The following is a 17,939-nucleotide window of genomic DNA, read 5'->3' on the forward strand; positions in this document are numbered from 1 at the left end:
GGTAGACGGGCTGCTGTGTGGGAGTGTTGGCGCTGGCTTGCCTGCTACAGTTCGCCTAATGTCTGCAGCAACACCTTCACCTTGGTAATCGACTCCTGGTACTCCGCTTCCCAGTCCGAGTCCGCCACCACGGCGCCGCCGCCCCAGCAACTGACCTGGCCATCCTTGACCAGCAGGCTGCGGATCGCGATCGAGCTGTCCATCTCGCCGCGCACATCCAGGTAGATCAGCGAGCCGCAATACAGCGCCCGCCGGCTCGGCTCCAGCTCGTCGATGATCTGCATCGCGCGGATCTTCGGGGCGCCGGTGATCGAGCCGCCGGGGAAGCTGCCGGCAATCAGGTCCAGTGCGTCCTTGCCCGGCGCCAGCCGGCCGGTCACGCTGCTGACCATATGGTGCACGTTCGGGTAGCTCTCCAGGCTGAACAGTTCCGGTACCTTCACCGAGCCGATCTCGCAGCTGCGCCCCAGGTCATTGCGCAGCAAATCGACAATCATCAGGTTCTCGGCGCGGTCCTTGGCACTGGCCAGCAGTTCGAGGCCGTTGGCGGCATCTTCGGTCGGGTCGCTGCTGCGCGGCCGGGTGCCTTTGATCGGCCGGGTTTCGACCTGGCCGGCGCTGACCCGGATAAAACGCTCCGGCGAAAAGCTCAGCAGCGCACTGCCGTCGGCGAGCAGCTGGAACCCGGAGAATGGCGTCGGGCAGGCTGCCCGCAGCGCGCGGTAAGCGGCCCACGGATCGCCCTGGCACGCCGCGCGAAAACGCTGGGTGAGGTTGATCTGGTAGCAGTCGCCGGCATGGATGTACTGCTGCACGCGCTCGAACGCCTGCCGGTACTGCCCGGCAGTGATATCGCCGCGCATCGGCGCGAGCAGCTTGAACTGTCCCTGCTCGGTCGGCGCCGGAGCGCTGAACAGCTGCACCAGCCGCTCGCGTTCGGCCGGGGCCAGGTGCGGGTGGAAGACCAACTGGCTGGTGCCCAACTGGTGGTCGCTGATCAGGGCCCAGGCATACAACCCCAGGCTGGCATCGGCGAGGCCGAGGTCGTCCTCGGCCAGGGCCGGCAGGTGCTCCAGGCGGCGGCCGAAATCGTAGCTCAGGTAGCCGATCAGGCCACCGGCGAACGGCAGCGTCACGCCCTCCGGCAGTTGCGCTTCGCCGAGCGTGGCGAGCTGCTCGCGCAACCGCTGCAAATAGCTCAGGCCGTGTTCCCCGGCAGTCGGCGCCAGGCTGCACAGCGGCCAGGCGCTGAGCAGGTCGAAACGTCCGCGTTCGGCCCCAGGGCGGGCACTGTCGAGCAGCACCGCACCGGGCGCCAGGCGCACGTGAGCGAAATAGACGGCTGGGTCAGCCTGGTAGGGTAGGGGGTGGAGTGTGCAGGTCGGCATTCGAATGAACAGCTATCGAGGCGGGGGCAGGCATTGTAGTCCTCTGTAGGAAATGCTCCTAGAGGGCTGCCAGATCAAACCGACCGCCCCGGTCGCCAGCGCGCCAGGGCGGTACACGGTCAGTGCGAGGGAACGTGGCCGAACAGCTGCTGAGCAAAGCGCACGCGCTCGGCAGCGGTTTCTGTTACGCGATTTTTCGCCAGTGCTTCGAGGTGCGCCTCGATGGCGTGGGTGCGCTGGGTCAGGCCGCAGTCGTTGGCGATCTGGATGTTCAGGCCCGGTCGGGCATTGAGTTCCAGAATCAACGGGCCCTTGTCCTGGTCCAGCACCATGTCGACGCCGATGTAGCCCAGCCCGCACAGCTCATAGCAGCCGGCGGCGAGGGTCATGAACCCGTCCCAGTTCGGCAGTTGCACGCCGTCCACCGCGTTGGTGGTGTCCGGGTGCTTGCTGATGATGTTGTTCAGCCAGGTGCCACGCAGGGTGACCCCGGTGGCCAGGTCGACACCGACACCGATGGCGCCTTGGTGCAGGTTGGCCTTGCCGCCGGACTGGCGGGTCGGCAGGCGCAGCATGGCCATGACCGGGTAGCCCATCAGCACGATGATGCGGATATCCGGCACGCCTTCGTAGCTGATGCTCTTGAAGATCTGGTCCGGGGTGACCCGGTACTCGATCAGCGCCCGGTCGCGGTGCCCGCCCAGCGAGTACAGGCCGGTGAGGATGCTGGAGATCTGGTGCTCGATTTCCTCGTGGCTGATGATCTTGCCGGACACCGTGCGATAGCGGTCCTCGAAGCGGTCGGCGATCACCAGGATGCCGTCACCGCCGGCGCCCTGCGCCGGCTTGATGACGAAGTCGTTGCGGTTGCCGATGATCTCGTCGAGCTTGTCGATTTCTTTCTCGGTGGAAATGATCCCGTACATCTCCGGCACGTGAATGCCGGCCTTGATCGCGCGCTCCTTGGTGATGATCTTGTCATCGACGATTGGGTACAGGTGGCGCTTGTTGTACTTGAGGACATAGTCCGCATTGCGCCGGTTGATGCCCATGATGCCCCGGGCTTCCAGGGCCTTCCAGGTTTTCCAGAGTCCGAACATCAGGCGTCAGCCTTCATGAAAGCCTTGAAACGAACCAGCTCCGTCAGGCGGTAGCCGCGGTAGCGACCCATCGCCAGCATGAAGCCCACCAGAATCAGCAGCACCGCCGGGAAGGTAAAGACGAAGTACACCAGCTCCTGCACGCTCATCAGCAGGTGCGCCAGCGAGGCGGCGAACAAGGTGCCGACGGCCACTTTCATCGCATGGCCGCCGCCACGTTCTTCCCAGGTGATCGACAGGCGTTCGATGGTCATGGTCAGGATCACCATCGGGAACAGCGCTACCGACAGGCCGCGTTCCAGGCCCAGCTTGTGGCTGAACAGGCTGATCGCGGCGATCAGCACCACGACAAAGGTCAGTACCACCGACAGCCGCGGCAGCATCTGCAGCTTCAGGTGTTCGAGGTAGGAGCGTAGCGACAGGCCGAGTGCGGTAATCACCGTGAACAGCACGATGCCGAAGCCCAGCTGGGTTTCGCGGAAGGCCAGGGCGATCAGTACCGGGGTGAAGGTCCCGAGGGTCTGCAGGCCGATCAGGTTGCGCAGCACCAGGATCACCAGCACGCCGATCGGGATCATCACCATGATCATGAAGGTTTGCTGGGTTTGCAGCGGCAAGCCGTACAGCGAGTATTCGAGGAAGTCGGCGTCGGTGTTCTCGTCGGTCAGCTTGGCCAGGCGGATGGCGTTCATCTCGCTGTTGTTCAGGCTGAAGCTGACCGTGGCTTTCTTGCCTCCCTCGACGGTGACCAGGTTGTCGTCGCCGGTCCACCACAGCAGGCGGTCGGACGGCAGGCCCTGTTCGCCGGTTTCCGGGTTGAAGTACAGCCAGTCGTTACCGTTGAAGCTGCGCAGCCACAGCTCCGGGGTTTGTGGCTGGTCGGCCACCAGGCGGATGGTTTGCACGCGCTCCAGCGGCACGTGGGCGATCGACAGCAGCAGATCGATGACCTTGGCTTTCTTCTGCACCGAGGTGTCGCCGGCCAGCAGCAGCTTGACGTTGTCGTCGTTGAGGTTGTTGACGCGCTTGATGGTTTCGCTGACGAAGGTCTCGACGTCAGCCGAATGCTGGCGGATAGGCGCCATCAGGGCTTCGGCGGCGATCTTCTCCGGGCCTTCCACCGGCTGGCTGTCACGGAAGGTCGGGCCCTTGATCTTCGGCTTCTCGCTGCTGTAGCGCTTGGTCAGCACCAGACGGTAGTAGAGCGTCTGGTTGCCGCTGGCGCGGCGTGCCGACCAGGTCACCTTGCGGTTGCCGTCGACGCGGTTGACGCTGACCCCGTAGTTGTTGGAGATGAAGCTCTCGTTGAGGCTGACGTAGTCACGGCTCAGCGGCGGTACGAACATCTGTACCTTGACTGGGTCCTTGGGGTTGGCGACGAACTCGACCTTGGCGTCGATGTTCCACAGGTCGTCGGTTTCGTCCTCGGTCACCGGGATGCCAAGGAAGAAGATCTGATAGGCCGTAACGATGACGCCGAGCAACACCAGCACGGTGATCAGGACTTTCAGATGAAGGGTAAGAGAGCGCATCGGGGTTACTCTGCGGTGTGAGCGACAGTGGCGCAGGCGGGTTTGCCAGCAGCGTATTTAAGGCTTGGATCGACCAGCGCGTCGAAGTGCTTGAGCGCTTCGGAGCCGATCAGCAACGGGTACTGGAAGGCGCTGCGGTCGGTCAGGTTGACCTCGATGCTGCGCACGGCGGTACCCATGCAGATGTTCAGTTCGATGACCGGGCGGGCGGTGTAGGCCTTGCCTTCGTCCGGGTCGTAGTCGCCGGCGCGACGCTTGATCTTGCTCACGCGGGCCAGCGGGCGTTCTATCGGGTGCGAGTGGGCGGCGTCAATCGCCAGGTAGAAACGTACCCAGGATTCACCATTGCGCTTGAAGCGCTTGATGTCGCGGGCACTCAGCGAGGCGGTCTTGGCCCCGGTGTCGAGCTTGGCGGCGACTTCGAGGTCGAGGTCGTTGAGCCGGGCGTATTCGTTCAGGCCATAGACGGTCTTGTCCGCGGCCAGGCCCAGGGCGGGCAGCAGACAGAGGCTGAACAGCAGTGGAAGGGGCGTGAGTCTCATAAATCCTGGCGCGTTGCTCTGCGATGTTCGGGTCAAGGCCACTGGCAGTTCTGCGCAAGCTTCCTCTCGTTGATCCGCCATCGGCATAAACAGATGACAGACACACTATTCCTGCCCCAATGAGGCGGCGGCATTCTATCACGCTGGTATTCCGGCGCCAGCGGCTGCACTCAGACAACATTCACGGCTGCGAAGTTCGTTCTTAGACGATTGTCGACAATATTGAATTTGTCTTTGACTGGGCTGGTTGTTTTAGCTAGTTTTTGCCCTATCGATTTCCAAGGTGTCGACAATCATGCTGGACACAGCCCACGCCGCCACAACTGTTCAGGACGACTCGGAAACCCTTTCCGAAAACGTCTTCCGGCGTATCCAGGCGGCCATCGTCAAGGGCGAGATCGCTCCGGGCAGCAAGATCTCCGAGCCTGAGCTGGCGCGCACCTACGGCATCAGCCGCGGGCCGCTGCGCGAAGCCATCCACCGCCTCGAAGGCCAGCGCCTGCTGGTGCGCGTGCCGCATGTCGGGGCGCGGGTGGTGTCGCTGAGCCACGCCGAGCTGATCGAACTGTACGAGATCCGCGAGTCCCTCGAAGGCATGGCCTGTCGCCTGGCTGCCGAGCGTATGAGCGTAGCCGAGATCGACGAGCTGCGGCGGGTGCTCGATACCCACGAGCGCGATGCTACCTTCCAGGCCGGGCTCGGCTATTACCAGCAGGAAGGCGACTTCGACTTCCACTACCGGATCATTCAGGGCAGCGGCAACCGTACCCTGGTGCAGATGCTCTGCGGCGAGCTGTACCAGCTGGTGCGCATGTACCGCATCCAGTTTTCCGCCACGCCCAACCGGCCGCGTCAGGCTTTCGCCGAGCACCACCGGATTCTCGATGCCATCGCCGAGCGTGACGGCGAGCTGGCCGAACTCCTGATGCGCCGCCACATCGGCGCGTCCAAACGCAATATCGAGCGTCACTACAGAGACGCCACCGCCAACAGCCCACGAGGTGAGTCATGAGTCAGAAAAGCAGTCCAGGCCAGCGTTTTCGGGATGCGGTAGCAGCCGAACACCCGTTGCAGGTGGTCGGTGCAATCAATGCCAACCACGCGCTGTTGGCCAAACGTGCCGGTTTCAAGGCCATTTACCTGTCCGGTGGCGGGGTGGCTGCCGGCTCCCTCGGCCTGCCGGACCTGGGCATTACCGGCCTGGACGACGTGCTCACCGACGTGCGCCGGATCACCGACGTCTGCGACCTGCCGTTGCTGGTGGATGTCGACACCGGTTTCGGTGCCTCGGCGTTCAACGTGGCGCGTACGGTCAAGTCGATGAGCAAGTTCGGCGCCGCTGCCATCCACATCGAGGACCAGGTCGGTGCCAAGCGCTGTGGCCACCGTCCGAACAAGGAAATCGTCTCGCAGCAGGAAATGGTCGACCGCATCAAGGCTGCCGTCGATGCCCGTAGCGACGACAGCTTCGTGATCATGGCGCGTACCGACGCGCTGGCCGTCGAAGGCCTGAATGCGGCCCTGGACCGCGCGGCGGCGTGCATCGAGGCCGGCGCCGACATGATCTTCCCGGAAGCGATCACCGAACTGCAGATGTACAAGACCTTCGCCGAGCGGGTCAAAGCGCCGATCCTGGCCAACATCACCGAATTCGGCGCCACCCCGCTGTACACCACCGAACAGCTGGCGTCGGTCGACGTGTCGCTGGTGCTGTACCCGCTGTCGGCGTTCCGTGCCATGAACAAGGCGGCCGAGAACGTCTATACCGCGCTGCGCCGCGACGGTACCCAGCAGAACGTGATCGACACCATGCAAACCCGCATGGAATTGTACGAGGCCATCAACTACCACGCGTTCGAGCAGAGCCTCGACGCGCTGTTCGCCCAGAAGAAGGGCTGAGCCGCCTTAGCCGTGATGAATCGCCGTTTCCCATAACAAATTCAAGAGTGGAGAAAGACAATGGCCGAAGCAAAAGTACTCAGTGGGGCCGGCCTGCGTGGTCAAGTGGCCGGGCAGACCGCCCTGTCGACCGTGGGCCAGGCTGGTGCCGGGCTGACCTACCGCGGTTATGACGTCCGCGACCTGGCGGCGGGCGCCGAATTCGAAGAAGTTGCCTACCTGTTGCTCTACGGCGAACTGCCGAGCGCAGCGCAACTGGCCGAGTACAAAGGCAAGCTCAAGGGCCTGCGCGACCTGCCGCAGGCATTGAAGGAAGTGCTTGAGCGCATCCCCGTCACCGCCCACCCGATGGACGTGATGCGCACCGGCTGCTCGGTGTTGGGCACGCTGGAGCCGGAGCACAGCTTCGATCTGCAGCACGACAAGACCGACCGCTTGCTGGCGGTGTTCCCGGCGATCATGTGCTACTGGTATCGCTTCAGTCACCATGGCGTGCGCATCGACTGCGTGACCGACGAAGACACCCTGGGCGGGCATTTCCTGCACCTGCTGCACGGCAAGCAGCCGAGCGCGTTGCACGTGAAGGTGATGAACGTTTCGCTGATCCTCTACGCCGAGCACGAATTCAACGCCTCGACCTTCACGGCGCGGGTCTGTGCGTCGACCCTGTCCGACCTGTATTCCTGCGTGACCGCGGCCATCGGCTCGCTGCGCGGCCCGCTGCATGGCGGCGCCAACGAGGCGGCGATGGAACTGATCGAGCGCTTCCAGACCCCGCAGGAAGCGGTCAACGAGCTGCTGCAGATGCTGGCGCGCAAGGACAAGATCATGGGCTTCGGCCATGCCATCTATAAAGAGTCCGACCCGCGCAACGAGGTGATCAAGGGCTGGGCCAGGCAGTTGGCCGACGAGGTCGGGGACAAGGTCCTGTATCCGGTTTCGGAAGCCATCGACCAGACCATGTGGGAACAGAAGAAGCTGTTCCCGAATGCCGACTTCTACCATGCCTCGGCGTACCACTTCATGGGTATCCCGACCAAGCTGTTCACACCGATCTTCGTCTGCTCGCGCCTGACCGGCTGGGCGGCGCATGTATTCGAGCAGCGTGCCAACAACCGCATCATCCGCCCAAGCGCCGAGTACACCGGCGTGGAACAGCGCAAGTTCGTGCCAATCGAGCAACGCTGAGCACAGCGCTGCACCGGTTCAGCACCACCGACCTTACTGTGATTGAGTCCCGTGCCATGAACACAGATTTCCGCACATCGCTTCCCGGTACTGCGCTGGATTACTTCGACGCCCGTGCGGCTGTCGAGGCGATCCAGCCAGGCGCCTATGATCGCCTGCCGTACACCTCGCGCGTACTCGCCGAAAACCTCGTGCGCCGCTGCGCCCCGGCGACCCTCAACGCTTCCCTCGGCCAGCTGATCGAGCGCAAGCGCGACCTCGACTTCCCCTGGTTCCCGGCGCGTGTGGTCTGCCACGACATCCTCGGCCAGACCGCCCTGGTCGACCTCGCCGGCCTGCGCGACGCCATCGCCGAAGGCGGCGGTGACCCGGCCCAGGTCAACCCGGTGGTGCCGGTACAGTTGATCGTCGACCACTCGCTGGCAGTCGAATGCGGCGGTTTCGACCCGCAGGCCTTCGAAAAGAACCGTGCCATCGAAGACCGTCGCAACGAAGACCGCTTCCATTTCATCAATTGGACCAAGAAGGCCTTCAAGAACGTCGACGTGATCCAGCCGGGCAACGGCATCATGCACCAGATCAACCTGGAGAAGATGTCCCCGGTGATCCATGCCGAACGCGGCGTGGCCTATCCCGACACCTGTGTCGGCACCGATAGCCACACCCCGCACGTCGATGCCCTGGGCGTGATCGCCATCGGTGTCGGCGGTCTTGAAGCCGAGAACGTCATGCTCGGCCGTGCATCGTGGATGCGCCTGCCGGAAATCGTCGGCGTCGAGCTGTCCGGCAAGCCGCAACCGGGTATCACCGCCACCGACGTGGTGCTGGCCCTGACCGAGTTCCTGCGTCAGCAGAAAGTCGTCGGCGCCTACCTCGAATTCCACGGCGAAGGTGCCCGCGCCCTGACCCTCGGCGACCGCGCGACCATCTCCAACATGGCCCCGGAATACGGCGCCACCGCCGCGATGTTCGCCATCGACCAGCAGACCATCGACTACCTCAAGCTCACCGGCCGTGAAGACCAGCAGGTACAACTGGTGGAAACCTACGCCAAGGTCGCCGGCCTCTGGGCCGACAGCCTGGCCCACGCCGAGTACGAGCGCCTGCTGCGCTTCGACCTGTCCAGCGTGGTGCGCAACATGGCCGGCCCGTCCAACCCGCACGCCCGCGTCGCCACCAGCGACCTGGCGAGCAAGGGCATTGCCGGGCAGTGGGAAGACGTACCGGGGCAGATGCCCGACGGCGCGGTGATCATCGCCGCCATCACCAGTTGCACCAACACCAGCAACCCGCGCAACGTGATTGCCGCCGGCCTGCTGGCACGCAACGCCAACAGGCTCGGCCTGAGCCGCAAGCCGTGGGTCAAGTCGTCGCTGGCGCCGGGTTCGAAAACCGTGGCGCTGTACCTCGACGAAGCCGGCCTGAGCAGTGAACTGGAACAGCTGGGCTTCGGCATCGTCGCCTTCGCCTGCACCACCTGCAACGGCATGTCCGGCGCGCTCGATCCAGTGATCCAGCAGGAAATCATCGACCGCGACCTGTACGCCACTGCGGTACTGTCGGGCAACCGCAACTTCGACGGACGTATCCACCCGTATGCCAAGCAGGCATTCCTGGCCTCGCCGCCGCTGGTGGTGGCCTACGCGATTGCCGGGACCATCCGTTTCGACATCGAGAAGGATGTGCTGGGCGTGGTCGATGGCAAGGAAATCCGCCTGAAGGATATCTGGCCGTCGGACGAAGAGATCGACGCGGTGGTCAAGGCGGCGGTCAAGCCCGAGCAGTTCCGCCAGGTGTACATCCCGATGTTCGCCATCGAGGAAGACCGTGGGCCGAAGGTGGCCCCGCTGTACGACTGGCGCGAGATGAGCACCTACATCCGCCGCCCGCCGTACTGGGAAGGCGCGCTGGCCGGCGAGCGCACGCTCAAGGGCATGCGCCCGCTGGCGGTGCTGCCGGACAACATCACCACCGATCACCTGTCGCCGTCCAACGCGATCATGCTCGACAGCGCGGCGGGCGAGTACCTGGCGAAAATGGGCCTGCCGGAAGAGGACTTCAACTCCTACGCCACCCACCGCGGCGACCACCTGACGGCGCAGCGGGCGACCTTCGCCAACCCGAAACTGTTCAACGAGATGGTCGTCGAGAACGGTAAGGTCAAGCAGGGTTCGCTGGCGCGGATCGAGCCGGAAGGCAAGGTCACCCGCATGTGGGAAGCGATCGAGACCTATATGGCGCGCAAGCAGCCGCTGATCATCGTCGCTGGCGCCGACTACGGCCAGGGCTCGTCGCGCGACTGGGCGGCCAAGGGCGTGCGCCTGGCCGGGGTGGAGGCGATCGTCGCCGAAGGCTTCGAGCGCATTCACCGCACCAACCTGGTGGGCATGGGCGTATTGCCGCTGGAGTTCAAACCGGGGGTGGATCGCAAGACCCTGGGTATCGACGGCACCGAAACCTATGACGTGATCGGTGCGCGCACGCCACGGGCGACCTTGACCCTGGTCATTACCCGACGCAACGGCGAGCAACTGCAAGTGCCGGTGACCTGCCGCCTGGATACGGCGGAAGAAGTCTCGATCTATGAAGCGGGCGGCGTGTTGCAGCGCTTTGCCCAGGACTTCCTCGAGGCCGCGGTCTAACCGCATCGCGCGACCAGCCCGCTCCCACAAGGGCACAACACCAGCCGCTGTGGGAGCGGGCTAGGCCCGCGATAGCTTCCCCCAAATGCCACTGACCAGGACACATTCCCTATGGCCCACGTACCCCAGATCAAAATCCCCGCCACCTACCTGCGTGGCGGCACCAGCAAAGGCGTGTTCTTCAACCTGCGCGACCTGCCCGAGGCTGCCCAGCTGCCTGGCGCCGCCCGCGATGCACTGCTGCTGCGGGTGATCGGCAGCCCCGACCCCTACGGCAAACAGATCGACGGCATGGGCGGGGCCACCTCCAGCACCAGCAAAACCGTGATCCTCTCGCGCAGCATCAAGCCCGACCACGACGTCGACTACCTGTTCGGCCAGGTCGCCATCGACAAGGCCTTCGTCGACTGGAGCGGCAACTGCGGCAACCTCTCGGCCGCCGTCGGCTCGTTCGCCATCAGTGCCGGCCTGGTGGATGCCGAGCGCATTCCGCACAACGGTATCGCCACTGTGCGCATCTGGCAGGCCAACATCGGCAAGAGCATCATCGCCCATGTACCGATCAGCAACGGCGAAGTCCAGGAAACCGGCGATTTCGAACTCGACGGCGTCACCTTCCCGGCCGCCGAAGTGCAACTGGAGTTCCTCGACCCGGCCGCCGACGAAGACGGCGCCGGCGGTTCGATGTTCCCCACCGGCAACCTGATCGACGACCTCGAGGTGCCGGGCATCGGTACCCTCAAGGTGACGCTGATCAACGCTGGCATCCCGACCATCTTCGTCGAGGCCGAAGCCATCGGCTACACCGGCACCGAGCTGCAGGAGGCGATCAACGCCGACCCGGCCGCACTCGCCCGCTTCGAAACCATCCGCGCTCACGGCGCCTTGCGCATGGGCCTGATCAAGCAGCTGGACGAAGCCGCCAGCCGCCAGCACACGCCGAAAGTGGCGTTTGTCGCCAAACCGCTCGATTACGTGTCGTCCAGCGGCAAGCCGGTGGCCGGCAACGACATCGACCTGCTGGTACGGGCGATGTCCATGGGCAAACTGCACCACGCCATGATGGGCACCGCTGCCGTTGCCATCGGTACCGCCGCGGCCATCCCCGGCACTCTGGTCAATCTGGCTGCCGGTGGCGGCGAGCGCAGCGCCGTGCGCTTCGGTCACCCGTCGGGCACCTTGCGCGTGGGCGCCGAGGCGCAGCAGGTGAATGGCGAATGGACGGTCACCAAAGCAATCATGAGCCGCAGCGCGCGGGTACTGATGGAGGGCTGGGTGCGGGTCCCCGGCGATACCTTCTAACCCCCCGGCTGTTGCATGCGGCGCCCCCCGATCTTCGTTTCATGGATCTGACGGTTTGCGGGCGCCTTGATCTGTGTAGGCGGTGAACTTGTGGGGCTTCGTCCGGCGATGAGGCCCCTGGATCAGTTCCCCGTCAACGCTCCCACCACCTGCTCGACACTCACCTTCAGCCCCGCCAGCGGATCTTCGGCATCGGTTTCCAGCACTACCAGCCTGGCCCCCGCGGCAGCAATCACCTCGGCAATTTCCTTGCTTGGCTGCTTGTGGTGCAGTACCAGCTTCACCTGCTGGTCTTTCAACTCATCGCCCAGGCGTTTCAGCGCTACCGTATCCCACTGGTCATCGGCCACCTGCGGGTGATCGACCAGGTCCAGGTTCAGGCCGCCGATCAGATACCCCAGACGGTCCGACAGGTTCACCACCGCCAGGTTGTCTGCTGCGGCCAGCTTCGCTTCGCTGCCGGCACTCAATTCCAGCAACTGACGCTTCAACGCCGCCAGGTTGGCCTGGATCTTCGGCTGCTCGGCCGGCACCAGGCGGCCCAGGTCGTTGGCCAGCACATCGGCCATGCGCCCGAGGTTGCTCGGGTTCAGCCACGGATAGCCGGCAAAGGCATTGCTGCCCTGCACGGCGATCCCCGGCAAGGCACCGTCCACCGGCCGCGCGGCATCGATCTCGACAATGCGGATATTGCTGCGCCGTGCCACCGGGTAGAGCGGGTCGTCCGACCAGATCGAGCGCAAGCCAATCACTGCATCCGCCGCCTGCGCCGCCTTTTGCAGGCTCGGCGCACCCCGTCCGCTGAAGTACGACGGCTGGCGCGACGCCGGAATGTTCGCCGGCGCCGCCCGCAGCAGTGTCACCGCCGTGCCATCAAGCAATACCGCGCCCAGCGCATAGGTCACCGGCAACGACGCCAGTACGCTCACCCCGACCGTCTGGCCGGCTGTCGTCGGCGCCTGGGCCAGGGTCAGGGTGGGCAAGCCCGCCAGCAGCAGGGCCAGGCTCAGCTGTTTCAGATTGAACGTCATGCCGGGTTTCCTTGCAAACGGGGCACCAGGCCGCGCGCCAGCGCCGCCAGGGCGAAGAAACTGCCGGCAACCAGAATGATCGCAGCGCCCGACGGCACCGGCAGGTCGAAGACGATCGGCAGCAGAATGCCGATCAGCGTGCTGAACGTGGCAATCAACACCGAAGCCCAGAAGAAGCCCTTGAGCGACTGGCTCACCAGCCGCGCCGCCGCCGCCGGAATCACCAGCAGGGCGCCGACCAGGATCGCACCGATGACTTTTACCGCAGCCACGGTCACCAGCGTGACCAGCACCACGAACAGGTAGTCGAGGCTTTTCACCGCCACCCCGCGCACCGCCGCCAACTGTGGGTTGAAACTGGCCAGCATGATGCGGTTGTACAGTGGCAGGGCCAGGCATAGCACCAGCGTGCCGACGATGCCCAGCACCAGCAGGTCGGCGCCGGCCACGGTCAGCACCGAGCCGAACAGCACGTTTTCGAGAATGTGCACGTTGATCTTGCCGGCCAGCATCAGCAGCAGGCTCGCGCCCAGCGCCAGCGACACCGAGAGGAACACCCCGATCAGCGTGTCCGGCGACAGCCCGGTGCGGTTGCGCAGGAAGTTCAGCAGGATACCGAACAGCAGGCAGTAGCCGAACAGGCTGCCATACGGGCCGGTATACGGCTCGCCGAGCAGGATGCCGATGGCTACCCCGGTCAGCGCCGCGTGGCCGACCGCCTCGGAGAAGAAGGCGAAACGCTTGACCACCACCAGCGTACCGAGGCCGCCGAGCACCGGGCCGATCATCAGCCCGGCGAGCAGGGCGTTGACCACGAAGCCATAGGCCAGCGCTTGCGGCAGGTAGCCGGCGCTGGCCCAGCCCTGGATCAGCAAGCGGAATTCTTCGTAGTTCATCAGGCGATGCCCTCGCTGCGCGGGTGGATGGAGAACAGGCTGAGCAGCCGTTCGGGGGTCAGCGCCTGCTGCGGTGGCGCATCGAACAGCACCCGCCGGCTCAGTCCGGTCACCCGGTCGGCCAGGCGTGCCACGGCTTCGAGGTCGTGCTCGATCCACAGCACCGTGGTACCGGCCGCGCGCCAGTCGAGCAGCAAGCGCTCGAACACCTGGATGCCGGCTTCGTCCAGCGCCGACATCGGCTCGTCCAGCACCAGCAGTTGCGGCGCCGGGATCAGCCCCTGGGCCAGCAGCACGCGCTGGCGCTCGCCGCCGGACAGTGCGCCCATGCGCCGCTTGCGCTTGTCGCGCATGCCGACCCGTTGCAGCGCTGCGTCGATGGCCGGCGCTACCTGCTTCGACAGGCCGAGGAAGGCCGGCCGGCGCTGGCACATGGCAGCCATGAAATCGTCGACGGTCATCGGCAGGCCACGGTCGAACTCCAGCGCCTGCGGCACATAGCCGATCACCTGCGCGTCGCCCGGCCAGCTCAGCGCCAGCCGGCCCTGATGCGGCATCTGCCCGAGCAGGGTCTTGATCAGCGAACTCTTGCCACCGCCGTTCGGCCCGACCAGCGCATGCACGCTGCCGGCGGCGACGTCGAAGCTGACCTGGTCGAGGATACGCGTGCGACCCAGGGTCAGCTCGACCCCGGCAAACTCGATGGACGGCCCGCAGATCAGGTTTGGGGCGAATTCGGCAGCCGTCATGCCCGCGACTCCTTGATCGCGCGGACCACGGTGTCGAGGTTGCGCTTCATCTCCACTTCATACTTGTCCTTGGTGTATTCACCATAGGAAATGTGCGTCAGCGGATAGATCTTCACCCCGGACTCGCGCTGGATGGTGTCGACATAGGCCGAGGGGAAATCCATCTCCGAGAAGATCACTTTCACGTCCAGCGCCTTGAGCTGGTCGATGGTTTTCTTCAACTGGCTCGGGCTCGGTTCGATGCCGTGCGCCGGCTCGACCACGGCGGTGACTTCCAGGCCGAATTCGCGCACCAGGTAGTCATAGGCGGCGTGGATGGTGGCCACGCGGAACGCCGGGTTCGGGGCTTCGCTGAGCTGGGCCAGGGCATCGGCGCGTAGGCTGCGCAGGCGCTTGGCATAGTCGCGGGCGTTCTTGCTGTAGAACCTGGCGTTGTCCGGGTCGAGCTTGCCCAGCTCGCGGGCAATGTTGTTGACCTGGGCGATGCTGGCGCTGATCGACAGGAAGGTGTGCGGGTTGACCACCTTGCCGGCGCCCCGCGCGGCGAGGCCGGTGGCGGCCAGCAGCGGCACGTTGCGGTTTGACTCGATGGTGGCGATGTTCGGTTTTTCGCTGGCGGCGATCATCCGGTCGGCGAAGTCGTCGTGGCCGACGCCATTGAGCACGATCACGTCCAGCGTGCCGATGCGCTTGATGTCTTCGGCGCGCGGCTCGTAGGCATGCGGGTTGAACCCGGCCGGAATCAGCGGCACCACTTCGGCCTTGTCGCCGACGATCGTGCTCACGTAGCTGTAATACGGGTGCAGGGTGATGCCGATGCGCAGCGGCTTGCCGTTGTCGGCAACGGCGAAGGCGGGTAGGGCGCAGGCGAGGAACAGGCTGAGAACGCGGCGGGCAAAGCGGGAACGGCGCATGGGGAGTCCTTGGCGATCAGTGCGAATGCTGGCGGGTGACACCGGCGTCGTAGTGGGCGGCGATCTGTTTCCAGCCCGCGGCCTGCAAGGCCTCCGGGCTCAGTTCGGCAGGCACGGCGGTGGCGCTGGTGCGCGACAGCCAGAAGTCGGCAGCGCCGTCGCTGGCGTTGGGCACCAGGAGCAGGAAACTACCGGCGACCGTGGCGTCCTGGCTCAGCCCGAGGTAGGCCGTGTTGCCCAGCAGTTGCCACTGGTGCTGGCCACGGCTGGCGCTGCTGGCATCGTTGACGAAGGGCGGGAAGCCCTCGTCGGCCAGCACCTCGACGGCCACCAGTTCGGGGGTGTCTTCGCGCAGCGCCTGGACTTCGTCGAAGGCCACCCGCAGGTCGGCATAGATGCCCTGCTCGGCGGCGTTCAGGTCGCGGCGGGCGTCGAGTTGGTGGGCGGCCAGGGGCACCTCGTCCTGGCGCTCGCCGCGCAGGGCGACCACCCCGGCAGCGCCCAGCAGGATCAGCAGGCTGACCAGCAGCACATAGAGGGTCTCGTGCCCGGCGCCGGCCGGGCGCACTACCTGGACCCGGCTCATGGCTCACCGATGTCGGCGTAGTCGATTTCCACGACGTGGCCGGGGCCGGCGTCGAACAGTACGTAGAACTCGCCCTCGGGGCGCTTGAAGGTCAGCGTCGAGTCGTCGCCGAGCTTGCCCGGCAGCAGCACGGCCTCGTTGTAGCCGATCACATCGAGGGTCACCCCCGGCGCGCCGCTGCCATCGGAAAAGCCGCCGGTGCACTTGATCTGCTCACCGGCAAGCGGTTCGCACTGGCACATCGGGTTGTGCGCCAGGGCCGGGCTGGCGGCGCCGAGCATCAGCAACGCCAGAGCCAGCCTGCGGACAGGGAATGTCATCATTTACCTCCTTGTTGGTTCAGCCAGGCGAGGGTTGCCGGCGATGCCTTGGCCAGCGGGATCGCCGTCTGCTGCAGGCTGCCGTCCCAGCCTTCGAGGGTGATCCACAGCTCGGCATCCGGCGTGGTTCTGGGCGGAATCGGCAGGTTGGCGCTCATCCGGTACGGCGTGCCGCTGAACAGCACCCCGGCGGCGCGCAGGCTGCGCGGCTTGCCGATGCGCAGGTACACCGCCTTGACCTCGCCGATGCAGGTTTTGCACAGCGCCGCGTTGAACACTTTGAAGTGCCCGGCCGGGCCGTCGGCGCGTGGTGCGTCGTTGCGCAGTTCGGCTAGTTGCAGGGTCCACGGGCCCACCGCGATCTCGCCGATCTGGTGCTCGCCCAGGCCGCTGTCGCCACGGAACAGCGAGGCGTCGTGGAAGTACTTGGGCATGAACCCGAGGGGGATCAGGATCAGCAGGATGTTGATGTGGAAGCGCCAGGTGTGCCAGAGCCGCGCCAACGGGCGCTGCGCGATTGCGTTTGCCTTGCTCATGCGTTGGCCTCCGTGGCGGCTTCGCCGCTGGCGGCGACCTTGAGTCGTGGTTTGCGTTTGAGCGCGGCAGCGGTGGCGTGGGCGGTGCGCTTGGTCCAGATCAGCAGGCCGCTGAGCACCATCAGGGTCAGGATCAGGCCGAAGCAGGCCCAGATCAGCTTGATCCACAGGCCGCCGAAGTCGCCGGTGTGCAGTGGGCGCATCGACTCGGTGACGATCTCGGTGGCGGAACGGTCGGCAACCAGGAACTTGGCCTCGACCTTGCCGTTGTACGGGTTGACGTTGGCGGTCTGGAACATCAGCGGGTACCAGCCACGACCGCCCAGGTACAGGTGGTTGTAGGCGCTGCCGGGCAGCGTGATGAAGCTGACGTCCAGCCCCGGCAATTGCTGCATGGCAACCTGCTCGGCCTCGTCCAGGTCGATGCGCGGGGCCGGCTCGCCGTTCGGCGTCTGCGGCACATCTTCACGGGCGATCACCGGCACGATCGGCTCGGTGGACAGGGTGACGTGGTTGTCGGCGAGGATCGCCTGAATCAGGAACCAGGTGCCGGTGATGGAAATCACCGCAATGAACCAGATCGACCAGATGCCGCTCAGGCGGTGCAGGTCGCCCCAGAAAATCCGCGGGCCATGGCTGATACGCAGGGTCGGGCGCAGGAAGCCTTTCCAGAACTTTTTATAGACCACCAGCCCGGTCACCAGCGAAGCGAGCAGCGGCAGGCCGAGGATCGACACCAGGTACCAGCCCCAGCTGTAGCCGTTGGTGAATGGCACCAGCCACCAGCCGTGCAGGGCGCGGGTAAAGGCCTGGAAGTCGAACGACGGGCTCTCGCCCTGGATCACCCCGGTGTAGGGGTTGACGTACAGGATCGGTGAGCGGCCGTCGGGGTAGGTGACCCGCGCCTCGTAGGCAAAGTGCGTTTCGTCGGGCTTGGCGATGTAGTCCACGGCCACGTCCGGCGCCGCCCTGTGGATCGCCTCCAGGGTTTGCTGGAAGCTCAGCGGCACGGCGTCGCCCGCCGGCTTGCTCGCCCGTACGTCCGGGTTGGCCAGCCAGACGATCTCCTGGCTGACCACGGCCAGGGTGCCGGTAACGCAAACGATCAGGACAAAGAACCAGATCGGCAGGGCGAGCCAGCTGTGCACCAGGAACCACAGGCGGGAGTTGGACTTTTTCTGTTTCTTGGACATTTGCGCGTCTTGTTCGAATAGAAAATTAAGGTCGAGACGAAGCTCAGCCTTGGCGTCTGTAATGAATAGGACGGATGAGCCTGGGAAAAACTGCACGGATAAATGAAAGAAAATGTTTCCG

Annotated in this window: 17 protein-coding genes; 5 read left to right on the top strand and 12 right to left on the bottom strand. The window is 65.0% G+C overall.

The features are described from left to right. Window positions 1–44: 44 nt before the first annotated feature. From pabB to DCO48_RS18830, 4 genes are all read right to left on the bottom strand, one after another. Window positions 45–1,388: an aminodeoxychorismate synthase component I gene (gene pabB / locus DCO48_RS18815; protein ID WP_116552114.1), complete on the bottom strand. Its 1,344-nt coding sequence runs from the start codon at window positions 1,386–1,388 to the stop codon at window positions 45–47. 119 nt (window positions 1,389–1,507) lie between these two features. Next, complete coding sequence (locus DCO48_RS18820) at window positions 1,508–2,488, bottom strand: alpha-L-glutamate ligase-like protein (protein ID WP_116552115.1); 981 nt, start codon at window positions 2,486–2,488, stop codon at window positions 1,508–1,510. Next, entirely contained in the window at window positions 2,488–4,020 is a 1,533-nt protein-coding gene (locus DCO48_RS18825; protein WP_116552116.1) for an inactive transglutaminase family protein, read from the bottom strand. The genes DCO48_RS18820 and DCO48_RS18825 overlap by 1 nt, the downstream gene beginning before the upstream one ends. A gap of 5 nt (window positions 4,021–4,025) precedes the next feature. Continuing rightward, entirely contained in the window at window positions 4,026–4,562 is a 537-nt protein-coding gene (locus DCO48_RS18830) for an ATP-dependent zinc protease (protein WP_116552117.1), read from the bottom strand. Window positions 4,563–4,857: 295 nt separating this feature from the next. Between DCO48_RS18830 and DCO48_RS18835 the strand changes: the two genes are divergently transcribed. The 5 genes from DCO48_RS18835 to prpF all read left to right on the top strand — a co-directional run bounded on the left by DCO48_RS18835 (window position 4,858) and on the right by prpF (window position 11,593). Next, window positions 4,858–5,574 (top strand): GntR family transcriptional regulator, encoded by a 717-nt coding sequence (locus tag DCO48_RS18835; protein WP_116552118.1) that lies wholly within the window; start codon window positions 4,858–4,860, stop codon window positions 5,572–5,574. Continuing rightward, window positions 5,571–6,461, top strand: coding sequence for a methylisocitrate lyase (gene prpB / locus DCO48_RS18840; protein ID WP_116552119.1), 891 nt, complete (start codon window positions 5,571–5,573; stop codon window positions 6,459–6,461). Before DCO48_RS18835 ends, prpB begins: the two co-directional genes overlap by 4 nt. 60 nt (window positions 6,462–6,521) lie before the next feature. Next, window positions 6,522–7,649 carry a 2-methylcitrate synthase gene (gene prpC / locus DCO48_RS18845; RefSeq protein ID WP_116552120.1) on the top strand — a complete coding sequence of 376 codons (1,128 nt, stop codon included), beginning with the start codon at window positions 6,522–6,524 and terminating at the stop codon, window positions 7,647–7,649. Window positions 7,650–7,705: 56 nt separating this feature from the next. Beyond that, a complete protein-coding gene (acnD, locus tag DCO48_RS18850) occupies window positions 7,706–10,291 on the top strand; it encodes a Fe/S-dependent 2-methylisocitrate dehydratase AcnD (protein ID WP_116552121.1) in 2,586 nt (861 codons plus the stop codon). A gap of 111 nt (window positions 10,292–10,402) precedes the next feature. Beyond that, window positions 10,403–11,593 (top strand): 2-methylaconitate cis-trans isomerase PrpF, encoded by a 1,191-nt coding sequence (gene prpF / locus DCO48_RS18855; protein ID WP_116552122.1) that lies wholly within the window; start codon window positions 10,403–10,405, stop codon window positions 11,591–11,593. Window positions 11,594–11,715: 122 nt separating this feature from the next. On the opposite strand, the gene DCO48_RS18860 is transcribed toward prpF, so the two are convergent. The 8 genes from DCO48_RS18860 to DCO48_RS18895 are packed head-to-tail and all read right to left on the bottom strand — an operon-like array spanning window position 11,716 to window position 17,818. Continuing rightward, entirely contained in the window at window positions 11,716–12,624 is a 909-nt protein-coding gene (locus tag DCO48_RS18860; protein WP_116552123.1) for a metal ABC transporter solute-binding protein, Zn/Mn family, read from the bottom strand. Continuing rightward, window positions 12,621–13,520: a metal ABC transporter permease gene (locus DCO48_RS18865; RefSeq protein WP_116552124.1), complete on the bottom strand. Its 900-nt coding sequence runs from the start codon at window positions 13,518–13,520 to the stop codon at window positions 12,621–12,623. Before DCO48_RS18865 ends, DCO48_RS18860 begins: the two co-directional genes overlap by 4 nt. Beyond that, window positions 13,520–14,269, bottom strand: a complete 750-nt coding sequence (locus DCO48_RS18870) for a metal ABC transporter ATP-binding protein (protein WP_116552125.1) — start codon at window positions 14,267–14,269, stop codon at window positions 13,520–13,522. The genes DCO48_RS18865 and DCO48_RS18870 overlap by 1 nt, the downstream gene beginning before the upstream one ends. Continuing rightward, window positions 14,266–15,183: a metal ABC transporter substrate-binding protein gene (locus DCO48_RS18875; RefSeq protein WP_165840802.1), complete on the bottom strand. Its 918-nt coding sequence runs from the start codon at window positions 15,181–15,183 to the stop codon at window positions 14,266–14,268. The genes DCO48_RS18870 and DCO48_RS18875 overlap by 4 nt, the downstream gene beginning before the upstream one ends. Window positions 15,184–15,199: 16 nt before the next feature. Further along, entirely contained in the window at window positions 15,200–15,769 is a 570-nt protein-coding gene (locus DCO48_RS18880) for a DUF6162 family protein (RefSeq protein WP_116552126.1), read from the bottom strand. Then, window positions 15,766–16,089 (bottom strand): hypothetical protein, encoded by a 324-nt coding sequence (locus DCO48_RS18885; RefSeq protein ID WP_116552127.1) that lies wholly within the window; start codon window positions 16,087–16,089, stop codon window positions 15,766–15,768. Before DCO48_RS18885 ends, DCO48_RS18880 begins: the two co-directional genes overlap by 4 nt. Further along, entirely contained in the window at window positions 16,089–16,625 is a 537-nt protein-coding gene (locus DCO48_RS18890; protein WP_116552128.1) for a thiamine pyrophosphate-binding protein, read from the bottom strand. The genes DCO48_RS18885 and DCO48_RS18890 overlap by 1 nt, the downstream gene beginning before the upstream one ends. Next, window positions 16,622–17,818: a PepSY domain-containing protein gene (locus DCO48_RS18895; protein WP_116552129.1), complete on the bottom strand. Its 1,197-nt coding sequence runs from the start codon at window positions 17,816–17,818 to the stop codon at window positions 16,622–16,624. The genes DCO48_RS18890 and DCO48_RS18895 overlap by 4 nt, the downstream gene beginning before the upstream one ends. Window positions 17,819–17,939 lie beyond the last annotated feature (121 nt).

Origin of the sequence: Pseudomonas sp. SDI (genome assembly GCF_003105155.1) — a bacterium.
GTDB lineage: Bacteria > Pseudomonadota > Gammaproteobacteria > Pseudomonadales > Pseudomonadaceae > Aquipseudomonas.